This is a genomic window from Candidatus Poriferisodalis multihospitum (assembly GCF_028283155.1).
Classification (GTDB): Bacteria; Actinomycetota; Acidimicrobiia; order Acidimicrobiales; family Poriferisodalaceae; genus Poriferisodalis; species Poriferisodalis multihospitum.
This window is the reverse complement of record NZ_JAPYOK010000079.1, coordinates 1-26,029: the sequence shown is the minus strand read 5'-3', so window position 1 is coordinate 26,029 and position 26,029 is coordinate 1. Positions and strand designations below refer to the sequence as shown.

At 68.6% G+C, this 26,029-nt stretch carries 25 protein-coding genes and 1 pseudogene; 4 read left to right on the top strand and 22 right to left on the bottom strand.

All coding sequences use genetic code 11. The features are described 5' to 3' along the window. The 4 genes from VI480_RS07430 to VI480_RS07415 all read right to left on the bottom strand — a co-directional run. The coding region (locus tag VI480_RS07430; RefSeq protein WP_323672189.1) for a bifunctional 3,4-dihydroxy-2-butanone-4-phosphate synthase/GTP cyclohydrolase II at positions 1-1,298 on the bottom strand (1,298 nt) is incomplete at its 3' end. Beyond that, a complete protein-coding gene (locus tag VI480_RS07425) occupies positions 1,291-1,911 on the bottom strand; it encodes a riboflavin synthase (protein ID WP_323672188.1) in 621 nt (206 codons plus the stop codon). The genes VI480_RS07430 and VI480_RS07425, both read right to left, overlap by 8 nt. Before the next feature lie 180 nt (positions 1,912-2,091). After that, on the bottom strand, positions 2,092-3,225 hold the full coding sequence (gene ribD, locus VI480_RS07420) for a bifunctional diaminohydroxyphosphoribosylaminopyrimidine deaminase/5-amino-6-(5-phosphoribosylamino)uracil reductase RibD (RefSeq protein ID WP_323672187.1): 1,134 nt from the start codon (positions 3,223-3,225) through the stop codon (positions 2,092-2,094). Continuing rightward, complete coding sequence (locus tag VI480_RS07415; RefSeq protein ID WP_323672186.1) at positions 3,225-3,758, bottom strand: MogA/MoaB family molybdenum cofactor biosynthesis protein; 534 nt, start codon at positions 3,756-3,758, stop codon at positions 3,225-3,227. The genes ribD and VI480_RS07415 overlap by 1 nt, the downstream gene beginning before the upstream one ends. Before the next feature lie 103 nt (positions 3,759-3,861). On the opposite strand from VI480_RS07415, the gene VI480_RS07410 reads away from it, so the two are divergent. After that, positions 3,862-5,025, top strand: a complete 1,164-nt coding sequence (locus VI480_RS07410; protein WP_323672185.1) for an amidohydrolase family protein — start codon at positions 3,862-3,864, stop codon at positions 5,023-5,025. A 75-nt stretch (positions 5,026-5,100) separates the two neighbouring features. Next, complete coding sequence (locus VI480_RS07405) at positions 5,101-5,529, top strand: hypothetical protein (RefSeq protein ID WP_323672184.1); 429 nt, start codon at positions 5,101-5,103, stop codon at positions 5,527-5,529. Between the two features lie 24 nt (positions 5,530-5,553). Here VI480_RS07405 and VI480_RS07400 read toward each other — a convergent pair whose 3' ends face one another. Continuing rightward, on the bottom strand, positions 5,554-6,807 hold the full coding sequence (locus VI480_RS07400; RefSeq protein ID WP_323672183.1) for a CoA transferase: 1,254 nt from the start codon (positions 6,805-6,807) through the stop codon (positions 5,554-5,556). 121 nt (positions 6,808-6,928) lie between these two features. Here VI480_RS07400 and VI480_RS07395 point away from each other — a divergent pair, with 121 nt between their 5' ends. Then, the gene (locus VI480_RS07395; protein ID WP_323672182.1) at positions 6,929-7,789 is read left to right on the top strand and encodes a crotonase/enoyl-CoA hydratase family protein; all 861 of its coding nucleotides are present in this window, start codon (positions 6,929-6,931) and stop codon (positions 7,787-7,789) included. Next, positions 7,786-8,556, top strand: coding sequence for an N-acyl homoserine lactonase family protein (locus VI480_RS07390; protein WP_323672181.1), 771 nt, complete (start codon positions 7,786-7,788; stop codon positions 8,554-8,556). The genes VI480_RS07395 and VI480_RS07390 overlap by 4 nt, the downstream gene beginning before the upstream one ends. On the opposite strand, the gene VI480_RS07385 is transcribed toward VI480_RS07390, so the two are convergent. The 17 genes and pseudogenes from VI480_RS07385 to VI480_RS07305 all read right to left on the bottom strand — a co-directional run. Then, the gene (locus VI480_RS07385) at positions 8,553-9,566 is read right to left on the bottom strand and encodes an amidohydrolase family protein (protein ID WP_323672180.1); all 1,014 of its coding nucleotides are present in this window, start codon (positions 9,564-9,566) and stop codon (positions 8,553-8,555) included. The two genes, VI480_RS07390 and VI480_RS07385, sit on opposite strands and share 4 nt — an antisense overlap. Before the next feature lie 108 nt (positions 9,567-9,674). Beyond that, positions 9,675-10,247, bottom strand: coding sequence for a YfcE family phosphodiesterase (locus tag VI480_RS07380; RefSeq protein ID WP_323672179.1), 573 nt, complete (start codon positions 10,245-10,247; stop codon positions 9,675-9,677). An 81-nt stretch (positions 10,248-10,328) separates the two neighbouring features. Beyond that, entirely contained in the window at positions 10,329-11,219 is an 891-nt protein-coding gene (locus VI480_RS07375; protein WP_323672178.1) for a methionyl-tRNA formyltransferase, read from the bottom strand. Positions 11,220-11,293: 74 nt separating this feature from the next. Beyond that, positions 11,294-11,863 (bottom strand): peptide deformylase, encoded by a 570-nt coding sequence (gene def, locus VI480_RS07370; RefSeq protein WP_323672177.1) that lies wholly within the window; start codon positions 11,861-11,863, stop codon positions 11,294-11,296. Between the two features lie 122 nt (positions 11,864-11,985). Then, positions 11,986-13,827 carry a hypothetical protein gene (locus VI480_RS07365; RefSeq protein ID WP_323672176.1) on the bottom strand — a complete coding sequence of 614 codons (1,842 nt, stop codon included), beginning with the start codon at positions 13,825-13,827 and terminating at the stop codon, positions 11,986-11,988. Between the two features lie 118 nt (positions 13,828-13,945). Then, positions 13,946-15,106 carry a methionine adenosyltransferase gene (metK, locus tag VI480_RS07360; RefSeq protein ID WP_323672175.1) on the bottom strand — a complete coding sequence of 387 codons (1,161 nt, stop codon included), beginning with the start codon at positions 15,104-15,106 and terminating at the stop codon, positions 13,946-13,948. Positions 15,107-15,231: 125 nt separating this feature from the next. Then, positions 15,232-16,491: a bifunctional phosphopantothenoylcysteine decarboxylase/phosphopantothenate--cysteine ligase CoaBC gene (gene coaBC / locus VI480_RS07355; RefSeq protein ID WP_323672174.1), complete on the bottom strand. Its 1,260-nt coding sequence runs from the start codon at positions 16,489-16,491 to the stop codon at positions 15,232-15,234. Between the two features lies 1 nt (position 16,492). Next, on the bottom strand, positions 16,493-16,831 hold the full coding sequence (rpoZ, locus tag VI480_RS07350) for a DNA-directed RNA polymerase subunit omega (RefSeq protein WP_323672173.1): 339 nt from the start codon (positions 16,829-16,831) through the stop codon (positions 16,493-16,495). A gap of 13 nt (positions 16,832-16,844) precedes the next feature. Further along, positions 16,845-17,519 carry a hypothetical protein gene (locus VI480_RS07345; protein WP_323672172.1) on the bottom strand — a complete coding sequence of 225 codons (675 nt, stop codon included), beginning with the start codon at positions 17,517-17,519 and terminating at the stop codon, positions 16,845-16,847. Between the two features lie 10 nt (positions 17,520-17,529). Then, positions 17,530-17,865 (bottom strand): integration host factor, actinobacterial type, encoded by a 336-nt coding sequence (gene mihF, locus VI480_RS07340; RefSeq protein ID WP_323672171.1) that lies wholly within the window; start codon positions 17,863-17,865, stop codon positions 17,530-17,532. A 63-nt stretch (positions 17,866-17,928) separates the two neighbouring features. After that, a complete protein-coding gene (gene pyrF, locus VI480_RS07335; protein ID WP_323672170.1) occupies positions 17,929-18,675 on the bottom strand; it encodes an orotidine-5'-phosphate decarboxylase in 747 nt (248 codons plus the stop codon). Continuing rightward, on the bottom strand, positions 18,672-19,598 hold the full coding sequence (locus VI480_RS07330; protein ID WP_323672169.1) for a dihydroorotate dehydrogenase: 927 nt from the start codon (positions 19,596-19,598) through the stop codon (positions 18,672-18,674). The genes pyrF and VI480_RS07330 overlap by 4 nt, the downstream gene beginning before the upstream one ends. Positions 19,599-19,635: 37 nt before the next feature. Further along, positions 19,636-23,004: a carbamoyl-phosphate synthase large subunit gene (carB, locus tag VI480_RS07325; RefSeq protein ID WP_323672168.1), complete on the bottom strand. Its 3,369-nt coding sequence runs from the start codon at positions 23,002-23,004 to the stop codon at positions 19,636-19,638. Continuing rightward, a complete protein-coding gene (locus VI480_RS07320; protein ID WP_323672190.1) occupies positions 23,004-23,813 on the bottom strand; it encodes a carbamoyl phosphate synthase small subunit in 810 nt (269 codons plus the stop codon). Before VI480_RS07320 ends, carB begins: the two co-directional genes overlap by 1 nt. 37 nt (positions 23,814-23,850) lie before the next feature. After that, complete coding sequence (locus VI480_RS07315) at positions 23,851-23,985, bottom strand: hypothetical protein (RefSeq protein WP_323672167.1); 135 nt, start codon at positions 23,983-23,985, stop codon at positions 23,851-23,853. Further along, positions 23,982-25,523 (bottom strand): hypothetical protein, encoded by a 1,542-nt coding sequence (locus tag VI480_RS07310; RefSeq protein ID WP_323672166.1) that lies wholly within the window; start codon positions 25,521-25,523, stop codon positions 23,982-23,984. The genes VI480_RS07315 and VI480_RS07310 overlap by 4 nt, the downstream gene beginning before the upstream one ends. Then, a pseudogene (locus VI480_RS07305) lies at positions 25,516-26,029 on the bottom strand (aspartate carbamoyltransferase); the annotation flags it as partial. The pseudogene VI480_RS07305 and the gene VI480_RS07310, both read right to left, overlap by 8 nt.

Sequence of the window (26,029 nt, the reverse complement as noted above, 5' to 3'; positions counted from 1 at the left end):
TAGTCGGCTAGGGCAGTGGATCCTTCGAGATCGGCGTCGGCTTCGGCCGCGCCGTCGGCCTCGTCCTCCATGAGGTGGCCCAGACGCATCTTCTTCGTGCGCAGGTAGGCCCGGTTGAACGGATTCGCATTCGACGACGTCGGCACTCGCTCTACCACTTCCAGCCCGTAGCCCGACAGCCCGCCGATCTTGTTGGGGTTGTTGGTCATCAGCCGCATCCGCTGCACGCCGAGTTCGGCCAAGATCTGCGCCCCGATGCCGTATTCCCGGCTGTCGACCGGCAAGCCCAGTTCCAGGTTGGCGTCGACCGTGTCGCGCCCACGGTCCTGCAGCGAGTACGCCGCGATCTTGTGACCGATGCCGATCCCGCGGCCTTCGTGGCCGCGCAGGTAGACGAGCACGCCAGCACCTGCTTCGGCGATGGCCTCGAGGGCACCGTGCAACTGCGAGCCGCAGTCGCAGCGCATCGACGCCAATATGTCGCCGGTCAGGCATTCGCTGTGCACTCGCACCAGCACAGGCTCTGCGCCCATCACAGATCCGTACGTCAGCGCCAGGTGCTCGGTGTCGTCGAAGTCGCGAAAAACGTGTCCGGTGAATTCGCCGTAGATGGTGGGTATTCGGGCTTGGGAGATCGGGTCGACCAGGCGTTCGTTGACGCGCCGGTAACGGATGAGATCGGCAATGGAGATGAGCAGCAGGTCGTGCTGCTCGCAGAATTCGATCAGGTCAGGCACGCGAGCCATGGTCCCGTCGTCGTTGACCACCTCGCAGAGCACGCCCGCCGGATGGCAGCCGGCCAGCCGGGCCAGATCCACTGCCGCCTCGGTGTGGCCTGCCCGCTTGAGCACACCGCCGGGGCGGTAGCGCAACGGCAGCACGTGGCCGGGACGGTTGAAGTCGTTCGCGCTCGACTTGGGGTCGGCAAGCAGGTTGAGCGTGAGTGAGCGGTCCGCCGCCGAGATCCCGGTCGTGGTGCCCTCGGCGGCATCCACCGTGACGGTGTAGGCCGTGCGCATGGACTCGGTGTTGACCGTCACCATGAGCGGCAGGGCCAGGTCGTCGAGGCGCTCCCCCATCAGGGGGGCGCAGATGACACCCGACGTGTAGCGCACGAAGAACGCCATCGTTTCGGGTGTGGCGTGCTCGGCCGCCATGATGAGGTCGCCCTCATTCTCACGGTCTTCGTCGTCGACCACCACCACGATCTCGCCGCGCCCGATGGCGTCGACTGCATCGGGGATCGCTGCGAACGGCGAGGCAGCCGGCGCGTCGTCCGTCGCGGGGCGCTCAGTCATGGCGGACTCGCGCATCGTCGGTCACCGCACCATTCTGCCCCAGCAGACGCTCGACGTAACGGGCCAGGACATCGACCTCGAGGTTGACGGGGTCGCCAGGCTGCGCGGTGCCCATGGTGGTCATGGCCATGGTGTGCGAGATGAGCGCCACTGAGAACTCGCAGCCGCCCTCGTCGTCGTCGGTGATGTCGAAACAGGTCAGGCTGATGCCGTTGAGGGTCACCGAGCCCTTCTCCACCAGGTAGCGACGCAGGCCGCCCTCGGGCGGAACGGCGACGCGCAGGTCAGGGGCGGGATGGGTGATGGTCGCCACCCCGTCGACGTGACCCTGCACGAGGTGCCCGCCGAGCCGGTCGGCGTAGCGCATGCAGCGCTCGAGATTCACGGGGTCGCCCTCGGCCAGCGAACCCAGTGCCGTTCGCTTCTCGGTCTCGGCGCTGACGTCGGCCTCCCACCAGCCGTCCCCCATCTCGACGACGGTCAGGCAGCAGCCGTTCACCGAAATGGAATCGTCGATGGCGGCGTCGGACAGCACCAGGGCGGCGTTGAACCGGTAGCGCTCGCCGCTACGGCCAGCGAAGCTGCCGAGTTCTTCGACGAGACCTGTGTACATCGCCCTTCCTTCCAGGAGAAACGAGCTGTCCTGTCTGCCCGGTCTGTTCGTCACAGGCCGGTATCGAACGGTACCGGCGGAAGCCTGCCGGTGCGCCCGTCGGGGCTCGCCGAGCCAATGGGCCGAACCGAATGGCGAAGCTGTAGCCCCGGCGAGATCGCTCTCGAATCGCCGCGCGCGTCAGGGGCTGTCCGGCGCAGCCGGGAACATGGTGATGCGCAGATCGGGGCCGACCGGGCGGGCATCGGCGATCTCGCCGCGCCAGAACTCGGCAATCGTCGACGCTCCTGGACCTGCCAGCATCGGCAGCCCGTCGTCGCCGCCCGCGAGCCACGGTGCGAGGTAGACGACGTATTCGTCGACGAGGCCATCTCGGTGCAGCTCCCCCGCGACATTGGCACCGCCTTCCACCAGCAGCTCGACGACGCCGTCGTCGGCCAGGCGCGGCACCACGGACCGCAGCGCGCCGCTGACTTCGATGCACGGCTGCACCTTGGCTTCCGCCGGTGCCATGCCGAGCACGAAGCGGCTCGGATCGAGTCGACCAGCGGCCGCGCGTGCGAACGGCACATCTGCTGGCTCGTCACGTGCCTCGCGCATGTCCAGCAGCGGGCGGTGGGGATCGGTGAGCGGGAGCTCGCGAACGGTGAGCGACGGATCATCGGCGCGAACGGTGCCAGCGCCCACCAGCACGGCGTCGCAGCGTGCGCGCAGCCCATGAGCATCGGCGCGCGCCTCTGGTGAGGTGATCCACTGCGACGTGCCGTCGGGCGCTGCTGTGCGGCCGTCGAGGGTCGCGGCAAGTTTCAGCACGACCCACGGACGACCCGTCTGGCGCTGATGCAGGTAGGGGCGCAGCGAGAGCAAGACGGCATCGGCGGCAACCCCCACGTCGACCTCGATGCCCGCGGCCCGCAACGCGTCAATTCCGCTGCCGGCGACATGGGGATCGGGGTCGGTCACTCCGACCACGACCCGGCTGATGCTCGCGGCGATGATCGCGTCGATGCACGGCGCCGTGCGGCCGGTGTGCGAACAAGGCTCCAGCGTGGTGTACATCGCAGCGCCGGCCGGATCCGCACCGGCGCTGCGTGCGGCGTCGAGGGCCACGATCTCGGCATGGCGACCCGGCGGCGGTTCGGTGGCACCTTCGTAGATCTCGTCGTCGACGGTGACCAGCACTGCGCCCACCCAAGGATTCGGTGCAGTGGTGCCCCGCACGCGCTCCCCCAGTTGCACGGCACGGCGCATGTGGGCGATGTCGGCAGCGGAATCCGCCGGTGCGCCGGCTGGAGCCGGATGCTCGGCGGGCATCAGTGCAGCCGTTCGCCCGCGAGCAGGGCCAAGGCATGGGGCAGCACGTCGGCCACTGCCTCGAAGCACTCCACGCATCCCTTGGTGGAGCCGGGCGTGTTCAGCACGATGGCGCGGCCGATGATGCCTGCGACGCCTCGAGACAGCCGGCCCAGTGGATTCACCAGGCGCATCGCCTCGGCCAGGCCGGGTGCTTCGCGCTCGATCACGGCGCGGGTGCCCTCGGGTGTGAGATCTCGTTCGGTGAAGCCGGTGCCGCCGGTCGACACGATCAGCCCCCCAAACCCGGCTGACATCTCGGTCAGCGCCTCAGCAACGGTGTCGACGCCGTCGGCGACGACACGACGTTCGACGACCTCGTATCCGGCCGCTGCCAGCGTTTCACCAAGTGCTTCCCCGCTGCGGTCCTCGCGGGTGCCCGCCACGACGCCATCCGAGACCGTGAGCACCTTCGCCGCAAGCGGATGATCGGCCTCTGATGCGTGAGGCTGTTGGTGGTGCTGGTGCCGGTGCGCCCCGTGATCGGTGGCCATCGCGGCAGGCTACCGACGGCCATTTGGGCGTGACGCCGACGACGGGGCGAAGCCAGCCCATCGGTCCGGCGACTCCCGCCGGCTGCTTCACTAGCCTGCGCCTATGGCCTACGCGCGCAACCGGACCTATCTCGATGCCGACAGCCACCTCATGGAGCTGCCGGATTTCCTGCGGGCGCATGCCGACCCCGGCATCCGCGATCGCATCCCCGACATCGACTTCGCCAACGGAGGTCGTCTCACCGAGGACATGGAGCTAGCGGCGCAGAACCGTGCCCATCCGCCCGAGACCGTCGCGGATCTCACCGCGCTCGGGGACGATCTGATCGCCGGGCCCAAGGGGTACCAGGCGCTCGGTGCCTTCAACCCTGCTGAGCGCACTACCGCGCTGGACCTGCTCGGATTCGCCCAGCAGTTCGTGTTCGCGACGTTCAGCGTCGGCGTGGCGTTCGACCCCAAGGCGGACCTCGATATCCGCTATGGCGCCGCCCGGGCGCACAACCGAGGCATGGCCGAGTTCTGCGCAGGCGACGACCGGCTGATCGGCGTGGCGCTGCTGCCGTTGGACGACCCGCAGATGGCCGCCGCGGAGATGTCCCATGCACTCGAGCTCGGGCTCGGCGCCATGTGGGTGCCCCACCGTCCTGCCGCCTGCGCCTCCCCCGGGCACACCGATCTGGACCCGGTCTGGGCTCAGATGGCCGAGGCGGGAGTGCCCTTCGTCCTCCATGTCGGCGGCGATCCGCTGCAGATCAAGCCCGAGTGGATGGACACCGGCCGACCGATGCCGACGGACTGGCTGGGCGGCGGCGAGAACGTGCGCGGCAAGGACATGGTGGCGCTGCACCACGCCGCGGAGACATTCGTGGGTGTGATGGTTCTTGACGGCGTGCTGAGCCGGCATCCGAACCTGCGCGGCGGCGTCATCGAGCTGGGCGCCGCCTGGGTGCCTCCGATGCTGCGCCGACTCGACCAGATCGTCGAGATCTGGAAGCGATCAGAGCCCGAGTTGGCCGCGCTTGGCGAGGCGCCCTCGGCCCAGATCACCCGCCAGATGGCGTTCACGCCGTACCCGTTCGAGGATGTCGGCGCCATGATCCGCGATTCAAACGAGAACCTGTACCTGTTCTCGAGTGATTACCCCCACATCGAGGGTGGGCGAAATCCGCTGGGCCGCTTCAACTCGTCGCTGGAAGGGTTCGACGATCACGTGCTCGACCGCTTCTTCGCCGACAACATGGCCGACCTGCTCGAATCGAGGGCCTGACACCGTGGCCGGTTCCATCCGTGGTATCCCCGCGGCAGGAACCGCTCCAGTCCTGAACCAGAATCGAGGCCACTCATGACTGCACTCAGCGAAGTGAGCCGGGAAGTCGCGTTTGACCTCGACACCGTCCGTGTCGTGCTGCACGTGCTGGCGGTGACGGTGTGGATCGGCGGCCAGATCGTCGTCGGGGCTGTCGTGCCTGTGGTGGGGCGGGCGTTCCCGGGTTCCGGCAAGGTCGCGGCGAAGGCCTTCTCACGGGTGGCGTGGCCCGCGTTCGGCATTGCAGTCGTGACCGGGCTGTGGTCGATGCTCGCCATCCCCAGCGAAGAGACGAGCACGGGCTGGTCGATGCTGCTCGGGATCAAGATGCTGCTCGTGCTCATCTCCGGCGTGGGCGCGCTGGTGCATCAGAACGCCGGCGACAACGTGGCCAAGCGGGGCGCCGGGGCCGGCGTGTCGCTGCTGTGCGGGCTGACCGCGCTGCTGTTCGGCGTGATGCTCTAGCCCCAACCCGGCAACAGGCGGGCACTACCAGACGGCGTTGGCGATCTTGAGCTCAAGGATCTGCTCGTCGTCGTAGCCCAGTTCCGCGAGGATCTCGTCAGTGTGCTCGCCGTAGTCGGCGGTGCTGCCGCGCATGCCGCGGAACTCGTCGACATCGAACATGGCCGGCGGGCCGATGAAGCCGTCGTCGAAGGTCACGAGGTACTCGTTGGCCAAGATGTCCTCGTTGCTGGCAACGTCTTCGACGCGATTCACCGGCGACACCCATGCACCGGAACCGCGGATGGCCCGCCACCACCGGTCCGTCGTGCCGGTTCGCATGTGCTCGGCGAACAGCGGGTTGAATTCGTCGCGGTTGGCCACCAGGTCCTCAAAAGTGGCGAATCGGGGATCGTCGAGCCACGATTCGATGCCGACAGCGCGGGCCAGCCCTTGCCAGTGCTGGTCCTGCAGAGCGGCAATCGCGATCCAGCCGTCAGCGGTCTCGTACACCGTGAAGAGCGGGTTCCACGCGCCCGAGACGTCGAAGCGATCCATGCGCTGACCGACATTCGCGGCAACGCCCACGGCTTGGCTGGTCAGCCACAGCAGTGCTTGCGTTTGCGACGTGCCCACCACGCAGCCTCGGCCCGTGCGCGCCCGCTTGATCAGGCCGGCCATGACTCCCGACGCCATGTTCGTGCCGGTCAGGATGTCGCTCAGCGCACCCGGCGGGTAGGTCGGCACGTCCGAATCCGAGATTGCGTCCATGAACCCGGCGTGAGCCATGCCCACCGTGTCCTGACACATGTCGTCGGCCAGTTCGCCCCGCATCCCGAACCCACCGCCCCGGCAGTACACCAGCCGGGGGTTGATGCCGAGCAACGTGTCGGGGTCGGCCCCGAAGCGCTCGAGGCCGTCGGCTCGCATGTTCGAGATGAACGCATCGGCTTGGCCGATCAGGCGTTCGAAGACCGGGCGTCCTGCCTCTGATGCGATATCGAGCACCAAGGACCGCTTGTTCCGGTTCACCGACCCGTAGAGCCACTCCTGGCCCCGCTCGTCGAAGGTCACCCCGAACAGGCTCGTGAAGTTGCGCATGTAGTCGGCCTGGCCGACCTGCTCGATCTTGATGACATCGGCACCGAGCGAGGCCAGGGTGAGCCCGCTCGTGGGCCCTTGCACATACATGGTCATCTCGACGACGCGGACGCCGGCAAGCGGCGCTTCGGCAGCTGCATCGGCGGCAGTCGCGGCAGGCGGCCGGGCGGCGGGCTCACTGGCAGGCTCGGCAGGCATCGCGGGTGACAGTAGCGCCGGGCACGCATCTGTCACGAGACCAGCCCGCGGCCGGACTGCCCGTCGAGGTCTCCGTTGCGCTTGACTATGGCCGTCCGTTCTGCGACGAGGGGAATGCGCGATGAGCGAGTCCGAGTACACCTGCTTCGACGTGGAGGTGGCCGACCAAGTCGCGCACCTGGTCCTGAAGCGACCCGAGAAAGCCAACTCGATGATCGTCGAGTTCTGGCAGGAGCTTCCCCACATCATCGAGGACATCTCCGCCAGCACCGACGCTCGCGTCATCATGCTGTCGGCCGTCGGCCGGCACTTCTGCTCGGGCATGGATCTGTCGGTGTTCGGCACGCCAGAAGGACCCGTCAACACCGCGCAGGCCGGCCACGGCAGCCGCCGGCGAGCCCAGTTCCGCACCGGCGTTCTGCGGGCACAGGAAACGTTCAACGTGCTGGAGAACAGCCGCTTGCCGGTAATCGCCGCCATCCAGGGAGCGTGCGTGGGCGGCGCCGTCGACATGGTCACCGCCTGCGATCTGCGCTACGCCACCAGCGACGCCTTCTTCTCCATCCAGGAGATCAACATCGGCATGACCGCAGATGTGGGAACCCTGCAGCGCATGCCGAAGCTGATCCCCGAAGGCGTCGTGCGTGAACTCGCATACACCGGCCGCCGCATGGGCGCCGACGAGGCGCTCGACCGGGGGCTCGTCAACGCTGTGTACGACGATCACGCCGCGATGATGGATGCCGTCGGTGAGATTGCCGCGCAGATCGCCGCCAAGAGCCCGATGGCGATCTGGGGCACCAAGCAGACCATGAACTACAGCCGCGATCACTCGGTGGCCGACGGGTTGGAGTACATCGCAACATGGAACGCCGCCATGTTCGACACCGACGACATGGGCGAGGCCTTCAAGGCGCAGCTCGACAAGCGCGACCCCGACTATCCCGACCACAGCCCGCTCAGCGGCGGACCGGGCTCGTGACCCAGCTCTCGCTGATGCCGCTCGAGTGCGGCTGGCTTTCCACTCCCACCGCGTCGGTGATCAAGGACGCGCCCGGCAACGTGCGGCTGCCCATCCCCAGCTGGCTGGTGCGCCACCCCAGCGGCCAGACGCTGGTATTCGACACGGGAATGCACCCCCAGGTGCAGGAAGGCGTGGGTGCGCGGTACCCGCTGCTCGCGAAGTCATTTGAGGCGGACTACTCCGCTGGCGACGAAGTCTCCGCCCGGCTCGAGAGCGTCGACGTTGATCCGGCCGAGCTGACGTTCGTCATCTTCAGCCACCTGCATTTCGATCACTGCGGCGGCACCGAGCTGCTGCCCAACGCACGGCTGATCTGCCAGCGGGCCGAGTGGGAATCGGGGCATCACCCCAAGCTCATCGAGTACGAGGTGTACAAGCCCGAGGACTTCGACCTCGGGCACGATCTCTTGCTCATCGAAGGCGAGCACGACGTGTTCGGTGACGGCTCGGTCACCTGCATTCCCACGCCGGGACACACCGCAGGCCACCAGTCACTGCGGGTGGAGCTCGACAGCGGTCCGGTGGTGCTGACCGGCGACTGCGTGTACTGGGAGGACGTACTCGACCGGATGCTCCTGCCGCCGTTCGGCTACGACCACGACATGCAGCTCGAATCGATGCGTCAGCTCAAGTCGCTGCGCGACGACCATGGCTGCCGCCTGCTGTACGGGCACGACGAGACCCAGTGGGCCACGCTGCCTCACGAAGGGGTCGGCCTGACCTAGGCGGGCGGGCCGACTCGGTAGAAGCGGCGCGCCGTGCCGGCGAACAGGTCGGCGCGCTCGGCGGCGGTGTAGCCCGCCTCGTCGCAGATGCGCTGGAAGGCGTTGAACAGCACGGTGTAGGAGCAGCCCTGCTTGTCGACCGGGAAGTTGCTCTCGAACATGCAGCGGTCGGGGCCGAAGGTCTCGATGCAGTGGCGGATGTCGTCGCTCCAGGTGGCCGCGACATGCTCCGAAGACGGTGCCTGCGGCAGCCGCTTGAAGCCCACGCCGTAGATGCTCATGCCGATCCCGCCCACCTTGACCGTGACCTGCGGGTGGCGGGCCAGCGCTTCGAGCGCAGGGCGTACCACGGCGCGCACCTCGTCTCGGCGGTCGGCATAGGGGCCGATGCCGAGCGGGCCGCCGAGGTGATCCAGCACAACGGGTGTGTCGGGCACGGCATGAGCCAAGTCGACCAGCTCAGCGACTTGGGTATGGAACATCCAGCCGTCGAAGCTGAAGCCCATGCGGCCCAGGGTTGCGTAGCCGGCCCGGAAGTCCGGGTCGGCGAGCAGCTCGGGCGGGGGCTTGGTGTGGCTCTCGCGGATCTGGTCGCTGCCGTCCCAGGCATTGGCGTGGCGGATGCCGCGGAAGAGCCCCTCACCGGCCGCGTCGTGCGCCGCCAGCACCTCCTCGACTGCATTGCCCAGCGTCAGATCGGCGAAGCTGACGATGGCCGAGATCGTCGCGCCGCCGGATTCGGCAGAGATCGCCGCCTGCTCCCGGACGAATTCCGTCTCGCCCACCGGGCGCATGTGCTCAGGCCCGCTCGTGTGGTAGCCGGCGGCGCACTCCACAAAGACGGTCTGGGTGACGTTGTGCCCGGCTCCCGTGTCCTCGTGAAGCTCTGGCACGAGGTAGGTGCCAGCAGGAAAATCCCATAGGTGGTGATGCGGATCGACGATCTCCTCATCAGCGTCGATCGGCTGCTCAACAGTGGCTGCCAGCCATGCGTCCTTATCGTCGGCCACTGCTACTCCCCCTTGTTCGAATCTGTGCGGCAACGCGGGGCACTGTAGGCGGCGCAGGAACTCAAAGCATTCGTCGCCGAAGCGGCGAACCGGCACCGTGTGACGAGTTCAGACGTAGTCCCAGGACTCCGTGGGCTCGAGGCCTTCGGGGGTGAGCTGCCACAGCGACGGTGTGGCAACACCGTCTTCGATGTCGAGATAACCGACGGTGCCGAGCTGGGCGCTGAGGTTGCGGGGGAATGTGGGCGACCCCGGATTGACGCACAGCACACCCGACAGGGTGTCGATGCGGTGGACGTGCGTATCGCCGTACACGCACACGTCGAGCCGCTCATCGGCGCCGAAGTGCCGTTCGACCGCATCGGCCACGGTGTAGAAGGACATCTCGGGTACCGGAAGGTGGTGAGTAAGGCCGACCCGCACGCCGTCGAAGGTGTGCGCCCAGGCGTTGGCCAGCAATGGATGGTCGGGCTGCACGTCTCGCCCTGACGATCCGTCGTCGCCGTTGCCGCGGGCCGCCCAGGTGGGCGCGATCTCGTTGAGTCGATCGACCACCGAGATGTCGTAGATGTCGCCAGCATGCAAGATGGCGTCGCAGCCCTCCATGGCCTCGTACGCCTCGGGCCACAGCTCGGGCGCGGCTTCAGGAATGTGCGTGTCCGAGATCAGCCCGATGCGCATCCGACCACGCTACGAGACTGGCCGGCGACGCGAATGACCGGCGAGCAGCCTGATTGGCCGGACTGCCAATCGGGCCCGTGGTCAGCCGAAGCGGGTGCCGGACGGCAGGCGCGCTCCGCGCAGCCAATCTTGGGCATCGATCGCAACCCGGCCGGCGGGCTGTACGACGGCCAGGCGGATCATGCCGTCTCTTGTCGCCACGGAGTCGTCGCGCAGGGTTCCGGGCGGATCGTCGGGCCCGTCCGCAAGCGGGTTCGCCTCGCGGACTATGAAGCGCTCGCCATCGAGCGCGGTCCACGCACCGCCGACCCGGATCTGCCGGTCGATGAGGGCCGTCGGCTGGGACCAGTCGATCTGACGGTCGGCGGGGGTCAGCTTGCGGGCGTAGGTCGGCTCGCCTGATTGCGATTGGGGCGTGCCAAGGCCCCCAGCCAGCGATTCCGCGAGGCGCTGTGCGCCATCGTGCGCGAGGCGCTGGCGAAGTTCTGCCGCTGTGTCAGCGGGGCCGACTGGCACTTCGTGGCGCCAGTAAACGGGTCCCGTGTCGAGCGTCGCTTCCAGCGCCATGAGGGACACGCCCGTGCGGTCGTCGCCCGCAAGCAACGCCCGCTCGACTGGGGCGGCACCCCGCCAGCGCGGCAGCAGCGAGAAGTGCAGGTTGAGCATGGGTGTGACTGCCAGCAGATCCTCGCCGATGAGCTGCCCGTAGGCCACCACGACCGCACAGTCGGCGCCGCAGCCTGCGAGATCGGCCGGTTCGTGGCTGACCGGCAGGCTCAGCCCTTCGGCGGCAGCGGCGACCGGGCTCGGGGTGTCGCTGCCGCGGCGACTGCGCCGACGTGGCGCGCCGGTCACCACGACAGGAATCTCGAAGCCACCTTCATCGAGCGCCTGCAGTGCCGGAACAGCGTCATCCGGGGTGCCCGCGAAGGCGATCCGGCGTGGCCGTGCTGGTGAGAACGGCAATGTCATGGAGTCTCACTACAACCCGTCAGCTGCCCATTCGAAGTCATCATCACCGGCACTGCCATCGCCGGCTCGAATCCTCAGCCGTCCGAATCGCTGCGACCCACGAGCGGCACGGGGCCGCCGGCCACCGGTCCATTCGTGCCGGACTGCAGCTGCGCGAGCTGGACTCGCCACTCTCGCAGCGCATCCTTGCGCTCGGCCTTTTCGAGATGGTCGACGAGCAGGACACCATCGAGATGATCTAGTTCGTGCTGGAACAGGCGAGCCAGCAGTTCATCTGCCTCGATGCTGACCTCGTCGCCGTCGAGGTCACGTCCGACGATGTGCACCTGCTTTGGGCGGACGATCTCGAATGTCAGGCCCGGCACCGACAGACACCCCTCGGTGTAGGTCCACTCGCCGTCGCTCTCGACAATCTCGGGGTTGATGAGCGTCTGGGGGCCGTCGCCCTCGTAGAGGTCGAAGATGAACAGACGCCGCTGGATGCCCACCTGGGGGGCGGCAAGCCCGATGCCCTCGGCCTCGTACATGGCAGGCAGCATGTCGTCGACCATGCGCGCCACGCGGCCGTCTATGTCGGTGATCTCGGCGGCGCGCTGGCGCAGCACGGGATCGCCCATCAGCCGGATCTCGAACGTGCCTCCCATGGATTTCGGAGGCTACCGGCGCGCCCGCGCACGGCTCGTGAGCGCGGGCGCTCAAGCATGGCCAGCAAGAGCGGGACGCGACTGCGGTGTGTCGAGCAGGCTCTTTTGGTCCGCCCGCCCAGTCAGGCGCGCAGAGGATCGACCGCTACTCGCAGCCTCCCCGACGGTCGCTCTGCGGTTGCCAGAGCGTTCAGCAGCGTGTCGCTGTCGTCGCTGCGAATGCGCCATGTTCCGTCGGCGGGTCCCGCTATGTCGAGCGAGCCGGCATGCAGGCCCGCCGAGAGGCTGTCGATGTAGCCGGGGGCCGCGGCGCCGGACACCAGCGCCCACGCTGCAGCGGGCGGTTGGCGCATCGCTGAACGATGCTCGATCTCAGCACGCAGCCAATCGCTGGGATCGGCCTGAGCAGCAGCCACCAAGACCGGATGAGCAGGCAGCCGAGTCTGCACCAGGATGCTGCCGCCGCCCGTGCGCGGCCCCACCAGCCGTGCTGCACGGACGAGCAGCGCGAAGGCCTCTTCGCCGGCCCGGTAACGGGGCGCAGTGAGTTCCTGGTCGAAGTCGACGAACACGACTGAGTCTGCCGACGGCACCCGGTGCAGCACTGCTTCGGTGCCGATGTAGAGCGCAGGCTGCCGCGTCTGTGGTCGCGGTTGCTGGCGACGGGACGATGCTCCAGCGCCGCCGTCGGCAGCACCAGGGCCCCTGCTGGCGCCGGTTGCATCTGGCGCTACGCCGCCGACTATCTGGGTGACAGGACGGCGAGCCAAGCGCTCCATCTCTTCGGCGACGCCCTTCACCCCGACCCGGGCACGCCGGAACTTCGTGGCTCCGCAGAACTCGCACACCGCGGGCCGGACTTCACCACTGTCGGGGTCGGTGAACTGCTGATTGTCCAGCCGCAGCGCACGGCCGCTCATGCGCGAGCGCGCCAGCTCGCCGCACGAGGCGCAGTAGGCGAGGCGCGCCCGGCCGAGTCGGTTCAGCACGCACACCACGGTGTCATCGCTGCGCAGCAGCTCTGCGAGGGCTTCGCCGCACCACTCCCCCGTCGCTGGATCGTCTTGGCGTCGGTCTGCAATCTGCACTCGAGGCCACGCTTCTCGCTCATCTGGACGAGGCGCGGTGGCGACCGATGATGCTGATGACAGCGCGTCCGGCGACGGCATCGGCCCCACCAGCAGGCAGCGGGCGCCGTTGCGGCGGGCCCGCTCGACCGCCACATCACGGGCATTCCACGTAGGTGCCGCCTCCCCCTGGTACGCCTCGTCGTGTTCGTCAAGCACGACGACCACATCGAGCGGGCCGCTAGGGGCCCATGCCCCGGCGCGGGTCCCCACAACCGCATGTGCGGAGGCTGCCCCGGCCCAGTCGCGTGGAGCGAGTGCAGTTGACACGCCCGCCTGGCGCAGCCTGCCCACCAGCCGGGCCGCCCAGGCCACGGTGGGCACGAGCACGAGCGAGCGGCCGTGGCGCAGTGCTTCGACGATCAGCGGCCATTCGTCGGCGCACGGGCCGAGTCGCACGACAGTCGGCAAGACACCAGCATCGAAGGCGTCTGTGATCCATTCGGGAGTGTCAGCCGGGTCGTCGGACATGGCGCTCGGCAGAGTCGCGAGACCGCTCGTCGGCAGGCCCTTGACGACGCGATCCGGGCTCGCCGTACGCAAGAAGTGGGCCCTGGTGCCGGCCCATCGCCATGCGGCCCAACTCGCCAACTCGACCACATGCGGCGGCGGCCCCAATCCGACGACGCTGCTGATCGGCGCCAGCTCTAAGTCGGCGGGTATCGGTGCATCGAGTGCGGTCACCCAGCCGCGCAGGCGGCGACGGTTGAGCACCACTCGCACGATGGTGCCGACGGCGACCGGTACACGCCCGGAGGCCATCTCCGGCGGCAGGAGGTACGTGAATTCGCGGTCGATGGCCGGCTCGTCCACCAGCACCTGCACCGCCTGCCGCATCGACGCAGTCTGCCCCGTCCCGCTCCGAACTCGAGCGTCGCTTGCGCAGCCCCACAGCCCATGCGGGAACTCACCATGCTTCGATCGGGCGTGGTCGCGCCCGTGGCCTCAGGCGGTTCTAGAGACCCAGTGCGGACTTGAGTTCGTCGACCCGGTTGAGGCGTTCCCAAGGGAATGTCGCGCCGTCAGGTTCGCGGCCGAAGTGCCCGTAGGCCGCTGTCGCCTTGTAGATGGGACGGCGCAGTTCCAGTTCGGCGACGAGCGCCGCTGGCCGCAGGTCGAACACCTCAGCCACTGCCGACGAGATGGCCGTCGGATCGACTTCTGCAGTGCCGAATGTCTCCACCAGCACCGAGACGGGGTCGGCACGCCCGATGGCATAGGCCACTTGCATCTCGCAACGGTCTGCTGCCCCGGCCGCCACGAGGTTCTTCGCGACCCAGCGTGCGCCGTACGCCGCCGAGCGGTCGACCTTTGACGGGTCCTTGCCGCTGAATGCGCCGCCGCCGTGACGCGCATAGCCGCCGTAGGTGTCGACGATGATCTTGCGCCCCGTCAAGCCGGCGTCGGCGACCGGCCCGCCGCTAACGAAGCTGCCAGACGGGTTCACGAGCAGTTCGAAGTCTTCCTCGGCGAACTGTTCGCCAAGCGTAGGGCCGATGACGTGCTCGAGAAGATCGGGGCGCATCATGGCCGCGATCTCGATCCCCTCCCGGTGTTGGGCCGACACGACCACGGTGCGCAGTGCGACCGGCTCGCCGTCGTGGTACTCGAAGCTCACCTGGGTCTTGCCGTCGGGCCGCAGGTACGGGATGCGGCCGGATCTGCGGGCCTCGGTCAGCTGCTCGGCCATGCGGTGAGCCACATAGATCGGCAGCGGCATCAGCGCTTCGGTCTCCCGGCAGGCGAAGCCGAACATCATGCCTTGGTCGCCGGCCCCTTGATCTTTGCCGCCGAACACCCCTTTGGTGATCTCTGGCGACTGCTCGTCGAGCGCGATCATCACGCCACAGGTGTTGCCGTCGAATCCGAGCTCGCCGTGGTCGTACCCGATCCCGATGATCGTGTCGCGGACCACCCGTGGGATGTCCACGTATGCCTCGGTAGACACCTCGCCCGCCACGACGACCAGCCCAGTCGTGACCAGTGTCTCGACGGCCACGCGGGCATCCCGGTCCTGCATGAGCAGGGTGTCGAGGATGGCGTCGGAGATCTGATCAGCCATCTTGTCCGGATGGCCCTCGGTCACCGATTCTGAGGTGAAGGTCCACTGGTTCAATGTGGCTCCCGATTCGGTCGTGATCAGTCGGTGGTCTGGGCCTGTCGCTGCAGGCATGCGGAGCAGCGCGGCAAGGCTAGACGAACGAGGTCGCGACGCAGCAGAGGGTGCGCCGGCGCAGAGAACTACCGGCGCAGTTCGGCGACGGTGTCGAGAACGGCGTCGGCGACCTCGCGCTTGGAGCAGATCGGCAGCGGCCGCACGGTGCCGTCAGCCAGCAGGATCGTCACGATGTTGGTGTCGTGCGCGAAACCTGCGCCGGCCGCCGAGACGTCGTTGGCCACCATCACATCGAGGTTCTTGCGAGCCAGTTTCGCCGCAGCATTGTCGAGTACGTCAGCGGTCTCGGCGGCGAAGCCGACCAGCACCTGACCCAGTGGCTTTGCCGCCCCGAGTCCGGCGAGGATGTCGTGAGTGTGCTCAAGCACGATGACGGGGGCTTCGGTGCTGTCGGCGGGGTTGCCCTTCTTGATCTTCTGCGGGGCTACGTCGGCAGGCCGGAAGTCGGCCACTGCCGCAGCCATGATGATCACGTCGGCGCCCGCATGCGACGCCACAGCGGCCTCCATCTCAGCTGCCGACTCGACGCGCACTTCCCGAACACCCTCAGGCGGTTCCAGCGGAGCGCTGGTAACCAAGGTCACTTCTGCACCTCGATCCCGAGCAGCGGTGGCAATGGCGTATCCCTGCTTGCCCGACGACCGGTTGCCAATGAAGCGGACCGGATCGATGGCCTCCCGGGTGCCTCCGGCGCTGACGGTAACGCTGACGCCGGCGAAGTCGCGGCGCGGCGGCGGTGACTGCCGGGCAGGGTCTGGTTCGGGCAGCTCAGCGAGCACCTCGGCCACGGCTTCGAAGATTGTGGCCGGCTCGGCAAGGCGGCCCGCGCCGATGTCGCCGCCGGCGAGACGACCGGCCTCGGGCACCACCATGTGCACTCCCCGGCCGGTCAGCACCTCGATGTTGTGCTGCACGGCGGCGTGCTCCCACATCTCGGTGTGCATGGCAGGGCACACCACCACAGGTGCCCGCGTGGCGAGCAGCGTGGCGGTGAGCAAACCGTCGGAGATGCCCGCGGCATAGCTGCCGATGACACGTGCCGTAGCGGGGGCTACGACCACCACGTCGGCCGTCTGGCCCAGCGTCGTGTGCGGGATCGGGTCGTCCTCGCCAAAGATCGACGTCTGCACGCGCTCGCTGGCCAAGGCGTCGAACGTTGCGTGGCCCACGAATCGCTGCGCCGCTGCGGTCATCACCGGGGCCACATGGGCACCCGCGTCCACCATCAGCCGGCACAGGATCACTGCCTTGTACGCGGCGATGCCACCGCTCACGCCCAGTACCACGCGGCGCCCGGCGAACGGCGACGCCGCAGCGTCAGGCAAGTCAGGCCTCGAGGTCGGGAACCACTTCGAGCATGGCTGCGTCAGCCTCCGCCGCGGCGAGCGCTTCGGCCTCCAGCCGTGCTCGCTCCTCGGGGTCGAACCGCTCGAACGTGATCTTGTCGGCGTCGATCTCCTCGAATGCGATCGACAAGGGCTTGCGGGCAACCGAAGCAACCTGCGGCGGCACAACCGAGCCGATGCCGCCGTCGAGCTGGTTGTAATACGAGTTGATCTGCCGCGAGCGCATGGCAGCGAGGCTCACCAGCGTGAACTTCGAGTCGACCTTGGAGAGCAAGTCTTCAAGCCCTGGGGTGATCATGGTGTCGGTTGACTCAGTCATCGCAAGCCGCAGGCTACCGGCGGGACCTGGTGCGCTCCACGAATGAGGCGATCTCCGACACCGTGCTCGAGATGTCCCGGTTCACAACGATGAGATCGGCCATCCGGTAACCGACGGGCAATTCCTCGTCGGCCTTGGCGAGCCGTCGTGCGACATCTGCATCAGGATCGCCCCGGCGGCGCATGCGCCGCTCCTGCTCGGCGCGGCTCGGCGGCAGCACCATGATCACCAAGGCGGCAGGATCACGGTTCCGCACCGAAACAGCACCCTGCACATCGATTTCGAGCACCAGATCCCGGTCGAGATCGGGCGGCGGCATCGGGGTGCCATAGCGGTACTCGAAGAAGTCCGCCCACTCCAGGAACCCGCCTGCTGAGATCCGGGCGTCGAACTCCCCGGCCGACACGAACGTGTAGGCCTCGGCCGGTTCCCCCACCCGGCGAGGACGGGTTGTCCAGGATCGGCTGAGCAGCAGTGTGGGATCCTGCGCCACCAGCTCGGCCACGATCGTGCCCTTGCCCGCCCCGCCCGGCCCGCACACCACGTACAGCGTGACGCCCCAAGGCGCGCTGTCGCCCGATGCGCGCCCCGGCGCGCTGTCGCCTGATGCGCGCCCCGGCGCGCTGTCGCCTGATGCGCGCCCCGGCGCGCCAAGACTCGCAGCGCCGCTGGGCGCCGGGTCGGTCATGCGACTGTCTTCACGCGCCTGAGGCGGAATCCTGTGCGAAATGCTCGCTCAAACGGCGCCGCTGCGTCTCGCCGAGACCTCGCAGCCGCCGGTTGTCGGCGATACCAATCTCAGCCATCAGTCGGCGGGCCTTGACCTTGCCGAGACCGGGCATCGACTCCAAGGCAGCGAGTGCCTTGAGCTTGCCGACGTTCTCGACAGAGTCGGCTTCGGCCAGCAACTCGTCGAAGGTGAGCAGGCCCATCTTCAACCGATGCTTGACGTTTGCGCGGACCTCGCGGGCCTCCTTGGCCTTGGCCAGCGCCTCGGCACGCTGCTCGTCACTCAGTTCAGGCAGCGGACTCATTGAGGTGCAGTGTAGCTATGCGCCAGATAGGCCCCCCGACACCGGGCTCGAATGCGCCGGTGCTTACGGTGATCCCAAGGCGGCAGCGACCTCGGCGACGATGGCTGCCGCTGCGGCATCCGGATCAGGCGCTGCGGTGACCGCTCGGCCGATGACGAGCACATCGGCGCCTGCCGCCAGTGCCGACGCCGGGGTTGCGACGCGGCGTTGATCGGCCGACGGCGCCCCGGCAGGGCGAATGCCCGGGACCACCCGGAGCATCCCCGGCACCGCATTGGTCACGACGGGAAGATCGGGTGCGGCGCACACGACGCCGCCGCAGCCGGCTTGCTCGGCCAGCCGTGCGCGGCTCGTCAGCACCTCCGATGGGGCGTCTGCGTCTGAGGTGAGCACGGTGACGCCCAGTGCGATCGGCACTTCGGCGCTCGGGTTCGCGTCGGCAGCACCGTCGCTCAAGCCACTTGCGCCCGCGGCCAGCATGTCCGGCCCGCCTTGGGTGTGCAGCGTGAGCAGCCAGACACCCAGCTCGCCTGCACAGCGAGCAGCGTGCTCCACCGTGTTCGGTATGTCGTGGAGCTTCAGGTCCAAGAACACGCGGCTGCCCGCCGACACGATGTCGCGGACGACCCCGGGGCCCTCGGCGAGGAACAGCTCGAGACCGACCTTCATGACGCCGAAGTCGGCCCCAAAGCGCTCCACTAGCGCCATGGCGGCATCCCGATCGGGCACATCGAGCGCGAGGGCCAAGCGATCACGCGCTGGGACTCGCCCGAGGACCGATGCCGGCGCGGTGGCGGTTGGCGGGTTCATGTGGTCTCCCCTGCGTCGGTTGCAGTCCGGTGGGCGCGCCCCGTCAGTGAGACTGCAGAGCGGACACCGTGCCGCTCGCACCAGCGCCGCAGCTCGTCGAGCACGTTGCGAGGTGCCCGGGGGTCCCAGAACGACGCAGTCCCGACCTGGACCGCGCAGGCGCCGGCAGCCATGAGCTCGACCGCGTGCTCCCCTTTGGCCACCCCGCCCACGCCCACGATCGGCACGCCGCCGAGCGTAGCACGGACGTCGTAGACGGCCCGCACTGCAACCGGGCGGATGGCCGGACCCGACAGCCCCCCGCCGCCGTTGCCGAGCGTGGGCTGCGCGGTGGCTGGATCAATTGACATGCCAAAGACGGTGTTGATGAGCGTGAGCGCCTCGGCTCCAGCGCTCACGGCCGCTTCGGCGATCTCGACGAGATCGGTGACGTTGGGGGTGAGCTTCGCCCACACCGGCACTCCCGCAGCAGCGGAGGCGCCGATGGCATCGGCCGTGGCCGATGGATCGCAGGCAAACATCTGGCCGCGGCCTTCGAGGTTCGGGCAGCTCACGTTCACCTCCAGCGCCGTGAGCCCGGCACCTGCGAGCGCCGCTGCTGCCGTGGCGTAGTCGGCGACCGTGCGGCCCCAGATGCTGGCCACCACCCGGGCGCCCGTGCGGGCCAGGCGCGGCAGTTCGTGCTCCGCCCATTCGGAGACACCCGGATTCTGCAGCCCTACCGCGTTGAGCATCCCCGCAGCAGTGCCCACCACTCTCGGTGCCGGGTTGCCGGCCCAGGCGAACGGCGAGAGCGATTTGGTCACGATCGCCCCGAGCGATGCCAGATCCATGTACGAGCCGAGCTCGGTGCTGTAGCCGGCAGTGCCGGACGCCGTCATGACCGGGTTGGGCAGCTCCACGCTGCCGATCCGCACTGCCATGTCGACGCCACCGCGAGGGACGGCCCGGGGCAGCGACTCAGGCATGCTCGCGTCGCATCGACGCATCGAATTCTGCGTGGAATTCCTGCAGCGGCCGCACCTGCAAGTCGCTGGCGAGCCACTCGCGAAGGCCGGTCGCCGCGGCGCGGGCCGCGGCCACGGTGGTCAGGCACGGGACGTGATGCGTGCGTGCCGCCGCCCTGATGTGGCGGCCGTCGATCTGCGCCCCTCGACCCCTCGGCGTGTTGACCACCAACTGGATGCGACCCGCAGCAATGAGCTGCACCGAATCCTCGCCGGGCGAGGTCTCGTGGCCGTCCACCGACAGCTTCGCCACTTCGGTCGCGACCGCAATGCCGTTGCGTCGCAGGTAGTCGGCCGTGCCGGCCGTCGCAGCGATGTCGAAGCCGAGCTCAGAGAGCACACGGGCCGCCTCGAGTCCCTCGGGCTTGTCGCGGTCGGCCAGCGTGAGCAGCACCGTGCCACCGGACGGGAGTGCATCGCCCGCAGCGATCTGACTCTTGGCAAACGCCAGCCCGAAGGTCGCGTCAATGCCCATGACCTCGCCCGTCGAGCGCATCTCGGGACCGAGCACGGTGTCCACCGACGGGAACCGGCCGAAGGGCAGCACGGCTTCCTTCACGGCGACATGGCGGGGCACCGTCGCACGCTCGTCGGCATCTGTCATCGCACCGTCCGCCGACAACCGGCCGTTGCGTGACCAGCCGGGCAGCATCCCGTCTGCGACGAGCTCATCGAGCGTCTCGCCTGCCATCACCCGCGATGCCGCCTTGGCGAGCGACACCCCGGTGGCCTTGGCGACGAACGGCACCGTGCGCGACGCCCGCGGGTTGGCCTCGATCACGAACACCTCGCCGGCCTTGACGGCGAACTGCACGTTCAGCAGCCCCACCACGCCGAGCGACTCGGCCAGGCGTTGGGTGTAGGTCACGATCATCTGCTGGGTCTCGGCGCTCAGGCTCGGCGGCGGGATGGCGCACGCGCTGTCGCCCGAGTGCACGCCGGCCTGCTCGACGTGCTCCATGATCCCGCCGAGCATCCACGCGCCGGTGCGGTCGCGCAGCGAGTCGACGTCGACCTCGATGGCGTCTTCGAGGAAGCGATCCACGAGCACGGGTCGTTCGGCCGACAGTCCCCCTTCGCGACCGAGCGAGGAGAACTGCGCCAACTCGGCCATGGTGGCGGCCAGCTCGTCGTGGTCATAGACCACGGTCATGGCCCTGCCGCCGAGCACGTAGCTGGGGCGCACGAGCGCGGGAAAGCCGATGTCGTCGCAGATCGCAGCCGCTTCGGCCGGCCCGGCTGCGGTGCCGCCCGGCGGCTGCGGGATGGCCAGCGCGGAGCAGAGCGCATTCCAGCGCTCGCGGTCCTCGGCCAGGTCAATGGAGTCGGCGGGCGTGCCGCACACCAGCTCGGCGGGGAGTTCCGACGCCAGCTTGAGTGGCGTCTGGCCGCCGAGGCTCACGATGACGCCGACCGGATCCTCGGCGCCGATGATGTTGAGGACGTCCTCGGTGGTGAGCGGCTCGAAGTACAGGCGGTCTGAGGTGTCGTAGTCGGTGGAGACCGTCTCGGGGTTGCAGTTGACCATGACGGTCTCGTAGCCGGCCTCGCGCAAGGCGAAGCTGGCGTGCACGCAGCAGTAGTCGAACTCGATGCCCTGGCCGATGCGGTTAGGCCCCGAGCCCAGGATGATCATGCGGGGGCGGGTGCCGGGGCGGATCTCGTCCTCGTCTTCGTAGGCGGAGTAGTGGTACGGCGTGCGGGCATCGAACTCCGCAGCGCACGTGTCCACGGTCTTGAACGTGGCGCGCACGCCCGCTTCGAGGCGCGCCGTGCGCACCTCGGCCTCGTCGGTGCCCCACAGCCATGCCAGCTGGGCGTCGGCGAAGCCGAGCTGCTTGGCGCGCTTCCACGCACGTCGACTGAGCTGGCTGGGGCCGCCGGCCGCTTCGAGCACCGCCCGTTCGTCGATGATGGCGAGCATCTGGTCGACGAACCACGGGTCCACGCCGGTGGCGGTGCTGACCTCGTCAGGATCGGCGCCTCTGTGCAGCAGCTCTCCCATCTCGAAGACGCGCTCGGGCGTGGGCGTGCTGATCGCGTCGAGCAGCTCGGCCGTCGTGCGCTCGGCGTACTGCGCCTCGCCTGCGTCAGCATTCAGGCCGAAACGGCCTTGCTCCAGGCTGCGCAGCGCCTTCTGCAAGCTCTCGGGGAAGGTGCGGCCGATGGCCATCACCTCGCCGACCGACTGCATCTGCGGTCCGAGCACCGGCGCGGCACCGGGCAGCTTCTCGAAGGCCCAGCGAGGGATCTTGGTGACCACGTAGTCGATGGTCGGCTCGAAGCTGGCAGGCGTCTCGCCGGTGATGTCGTTGATGATCTCATCCAGCGTGTAGCCGACGGCGAGTCGGGCGGCGATCTTGGCGATCGGGAAGCCGGTCGCCTTCGACGCCAGGGCGGAGCTGCGGCTGACCCGCGGGTTCATCTCGATGATGATCTGCTCGCCGTTGTCGGGGTTGACGGCGAACTGCACGTTCGAGCCGCCCGTCTCCACGCCGATGCGGCGGATGCAGGCGAAGGCCGCGTCGCGCATCTGCTGGTACTCCACATCGGACAGGGTCTGGGTAGGGGCGACGGTGATCGAGTCGCCGGTGTGAACGCCCATCGCATCGAAGTTCTCGATGGAGCAGATCACCACGCAGTTGTCGGCGCGGTCGCGCATCACCTCGAGCTCGAATTCCTTCCAGCCCTTCACCGACTGCTCGATGAGGATCTCGTTGATGGGGCTGGCGTCGAGGCCTGCCGCCGCGGCGTGTTCGAACTCGCCGGCCGTGGTGGCAAAGCCGGTCCCCTCCCCGCCCAGGATGTAGGCGGGACGGATGATGACCGGCAGGCCGATCTCGTCGATGGCCCGGCGAGCCTCGTCCATGGAGTGAGCGATGGCTGAGCGAGCGCAGCGCAGGCCGATCTCGGTCATGGCCTGGCGGAAGCGGTCGCGGTCCTCTGCCGTGTTGATGGCCTGTTCGGACGCGCCGATCATCTCGACGCCGTGGCGGTCGAGCACGCCGCTGTTGGAGAGCTCGGTGGCGAGGTTCAGCGCCGTCTGGCCGCCGAGCGTGGGCAGCAGCGCATCCGGGCGTTCGCGGATGATGATCGCCTCGAGCACCGCCGCGTCGAGCGGCTCGACGTAAGTGGCATCGGCGAACTCGGGGTCGGTCATGATCGTGGCCGGGTTCGAGTTGGCCAGGATCACCCGGTAACCCTCTTCACGCAGCACCCGGCAAGCCTGCGTGCCCGAGTAGTCGAACTCGCAGGCCTGGCCGATCACGATGGGCCCCGAGCCGATGATGAGGATCGAGCTGATGTCGTCGCGGCGCGGCATCAGCGGGCCTTCCCGTGACTGGCGGCGGCGCCGAGACTGGCGCCGTTGGGGTTCCTGCCCCAGAACGACGACATGAGATCGGCGAATCGGTCGAAGAGGTACCGCGAGTCATGCGGGCCGGGGCTGGCTTCAGGGTGGTACTGCACGGCGAACGCGGGCAGGTCGCGGCAGGCGAAGCCTTCGAGCGACCCGTCGTTCAGGCACACGTGCGTTTCGTCGACGCCGGGCACCGAGCCGGATTCGATGGCGAAGTTGTGGTTCTGGCTGGTGATCTCGACGCGGCCGGTCGACTCGTCGCGCACCGGCACGTTGCCCCCGTGGTGGCCGAAGGGCAGCTTGTAGGAGCGGCCGCCCAGCGCAAGGCCGAGCACCTGCTGGCCGAGACAGATGCCGAAGATCGGCACCCGGTCGAGCAAATCGCCGAGCGCGTCGGTAACGCTGCCGGCCATCTCGGGGTCGCCCGGGCCGTTGGAGAGGAACACACCGTGGGGCTCGCGTGCCAGTACCTCTGCGGCAGGCGTGTGCGCCGGCACCACCTCGACGGTGGCGATACGCCCGAGGTTGTCGGCGATGGCGCGCTTGATGCCCAGGTCGTAGGCCACCACGCGCCATGGCCCGTCACCGGCGGTGTACGGCTCGGCGGTGGTGACCTCGCCGACGAGATCGACACCTGCGGTGCCGGGCTCAGCGGAGGCCGCGGCCGCGAGGCGTTCCAGCGCCTCATCGTCGGGTACGGGCCCGAACGCACCGGGCATGGCGCCGTGGTCGCGCACGTGGCGTGTCAGGCGGCGCGTATCCACGCCCGCAATGCCAGCGATGCCGTGCCGGGTGAGGTAGGCGTCGAGATCACTGTCGGTTGAACACCACCTCGCCCGATGCGATGCCGCCGGAGTGGCCCAGGGGCGCGCCGATCATCTCGCCCTCGAAGGTGGTGCCGTCGGTGAGCACGAGCGCGCCGGCAGTGGGCCGTGCAGTGCTCATGCGCTTGGCTCCGGTATCAGACGCTGCCACCTGCGGTGGGCCCGGATCGACGCTCGATCAGGGGCGAGGTCGTCGGGCATCTCGGGGTAGCCCGAGCGAACTGCGCGGGCGCCTTCGATGATGGTCTCGGTCACTTGTGCATTCAAGCGCCGGTCGTGGTGCGGCGACACCCGCGCGAAGGACTTGTCGCGAGTGATCTGCGTCCATGGCCGGTCAAGGTCGATCACGACGAGGTTGGCCGGCTGTCCGGGCTCGATCGAGCCGCCGCCCAGATGGGTGACGCCGGCCAGCTCGGCCGGCCGCCACGACAGGGCGTCCAAGGCCGCTTCGAACTCGATGTCAGGGTGGCTGAGCACGATCGCAGCGCAGGTCTCCAAGGACGCGAAGCCGGGGGGCGCTTCGTCGAAGGGCGCGTCCTTGTCGTTCGGCGGCAGCAGCGTGTGTGCGCTGACCACCGCGTCGATGGTTCGGTCATTCACGCCGGCAACCAGCGCAGCCCGGTCGGCGGCGGTGCGGTAAGGCGGCTCGGCTCGCATCAGCGTGTCGAAGCCCGCCGCGTCGGCGTCGATGAACAGCAGATGCTCTGCGGTGACCGACGCCGAGACGTCGAGGCCGTCCGCTTTGGCGGCTCGCACCAACTCGACGGTGGCCGCAGCGCTGATGCGGTCGAGGTGGAGGCGGCCACCGGTGCGTCGGGCCGCGCTGACAGCCGCTGCAGCCGCGGCATGCTCCGCCTCGGCCGGCTCGCCAGCGATGCCCATGCGGGCCGACACCGCGCCTTCGTGCATCGGCGCACCGATGCCGATCGCGGCACCCGACGGGCGCACCGCCACCGTCGCCCCCAGCGGGGCCGCGTACTGCAGCGCCCGGCACAGCAGTTCCCAGTTCCGTAGGGGACCCGCATCGGTGAACCAGGCGACACCCGCCTCGGCCAGCTCAGCCATTGGTGCAAGATGCTCGCCCGCCCGCCCGGCGGTGACTGCCGCCGCCGGGATGATGTGGCAGCTTGGCGCGAACGCGGCAACGCGATGGAGTTCGGCGAGCTGGCCGAGCCGGTCCAGCGGCGGGTCGGTGTCTGGCTGCGCGACCAGCGCCGTGAACCCGCCCAGCGCCGCCGCCATAGCAGTGATCTGCACGAGGTCGACGTCGACGGCAAGCGGCTCGGCGACGCGGGCGCACAGGTCGACGAACCCCGATACGACGACACATCCTGTGGCATCGACGAGCGCCATCGCCGCGAACAGCGGTTCTTCCGCTGCGGCATCGCCTCCGAGCATCGGCCCGAGGTCGTGGATTGAGCCGACCCAGGTGTGCGCTTCGCCATGTGCGCGTTGTCGGTTTGGGTCCCGCTGCGCTCCCTCGTGCTCGACGAATTCGGCGAGCGGATGCCGGCCCGGCGGGTCGACTCGCACGATGCGGCCGTCAATCACGGTGATGTCGGCGCGCCGACGCCGTCCGCGTTCGACGATCTCGCCGCCTGCAATGACCAGCCCCGGCCTCTGCGCCGTTTCGCTCGGCGGTGTCCCGAGGTCACTCACGATCGTCGGCTCCGAGTGCGGTACCCGATCCGATGAGCCGGAACAGTGTCGCCATGCGCACGGCCACGCCGTAGGTGACCTGACGGGTGACCAGCAGGCGCCCCTCGGCAGCGAGGTCCTCGGCGGTATCGCCGGCGATCTCGATGCCGCGGTTCATGGGTCCGGGGTGGGTGACGACTGCGCTCCCGCGGAGACGATGTGCACGCTCGAAGGTGAGGCCGTACCGGGCCACGTACTCGGGAATCGAGCCGATCAGGCCGTCGATCATGCGCTCCCGCTGGCAGCGCAGCAGCCCGATCACGTCGAGCTCGCCGAGCACGTCGTCGAGGCTGTGGGTGATCTCGACTCGATTGGCGTCATCAGGCGGCAGCCAGCTATCGATCCACTCCCGCGGTTGCGCTGGCAGCAGCGTCGGCGGGGCGACCAGCACGATGCTGGCACCCAGCGCGGTGTACGCCTCGATCTCGCTGCGGGCCACGCGGCTGTGGACGATGTCGCCGACGATG

Coding starts and splice junctions, on each gene's coding strand:
- VI480_RS07330 (WP_323672169.1), bottom strand. CDS start 19,598: ATGGCAGTGCGGATCGGCAGCGTGGAGCTGCCCAACCCGGTCATGACG.
- carB (WP_323672168.1), bottom strand. CDS start 23,004: ATGCCGCGCCGCGACGACATCAGCTCGATCCTCATCATCGGCTCGGGG.
- VI480_RS07415 (WP_323672186.1), bottom strand. CDS start 3,758: ATGGCCACCGATCACGGGGCGCACCGGCACCAGCACCACCAACAGCCT.
- VI480_RS07315 (WP_323672167.1), bottom strand. CDS start 23,985: ATGAGCACTGCACGGCCCACTGCCGGCGCGCTCGTGCTCACCGACGGC.
- VI480_RS07395 (WP_323672182.1), top strand. CDS start 6,929: ATGAGCGAGTCCGAGTACACCTGCTTCGACGTGGAGGTGGCCGACCAA.
- VI480_RS07425 (WP_323672188.1), bottom strand. CDS start 1,911: ATGTACACAGGTCTCGTCGAAGAACTCGGCAGCTTCGCTGGCCGTAGC.
- mihF (WP_323672171.1), bottom strand. CDS start 17,865: ATGAGTCCGCTGCCTGAACTGAGTGACGAGCAGCGTGCCGAGGCGCTG.
- def (WP_323672177.1), bottom strand. CDS start 11,863: ATGGGAGGCACGTTCGAGATCCGGCTGATGGGCGATCCCGTGCTGCGC.
- VI480_RS07400 (WP_323672183.1), bottom strand. CDS start 6,807: ATGCCTGCCGAGCCTGCCAGTGAGCCCGCCGCCCGGCCGCCTGCCGCG.
- VI480_RS07410 (WP_323672185.1), top strand. CDS start 3,862: ATGGCCTACGCGCGCAACCGGACCTATCTCGATGCCGACAGCCACCTC.
- VI480_RS07405 (WP_323672184.1), top strand. CDS start 5,101: ATGACTGCACTCAGCGAAGTGAGCCGGGAAGTCGCGTTTGACCTCGAC.
- VI480_RS07380 (WP_323672179.1), bottom strand. CDS start 10,247: ATGCGCATCGGGCTGATCTCGGACACGCACATTCCTGAAGCCGCGCCC.
- pyrF (WP_323672170.1), bottom strand. CDS start 18,675: ATGAACCCGCCAACCGCCACCGCGCCGGCATCGGTCCTCGGGCGAGTC.
- VI480_RS07365 (WP_323672176.1), bottom strand. CDS start 13,827: ATGCGGCAGGCGGTGCAGGTGCTGGTGGACGAGCCGGCCATCGACCGC.
- VI480_RS07345 (WP_323672172.1), bottom strand. CDS start 17,519: ATGACCGACCCGGCGCCCAGCGGCGCTGCGAGTCTTGGCGCGCCGGGG.
- ribD (WP_323672187.1), bottom strand. CDS start 3,225: ATGCCCGCCGAGCATCCGGCTCCAGCCGGCGCACCGGCGGATTCCGCT.
- VI480_RS07375 (WP_323672178.1), bottom strand. CDS start 11,219: ATGACATTGCCGTTCTCACCAGCACGGCCACGCCGGATCGCCTTCGCG.
- rpoZ (WP_323672173.1), bottom strand. CDS start 16,831: ATGACTGAGTCAACCGACACCATGATCACCCCAGGGCTTGAAGACTTG.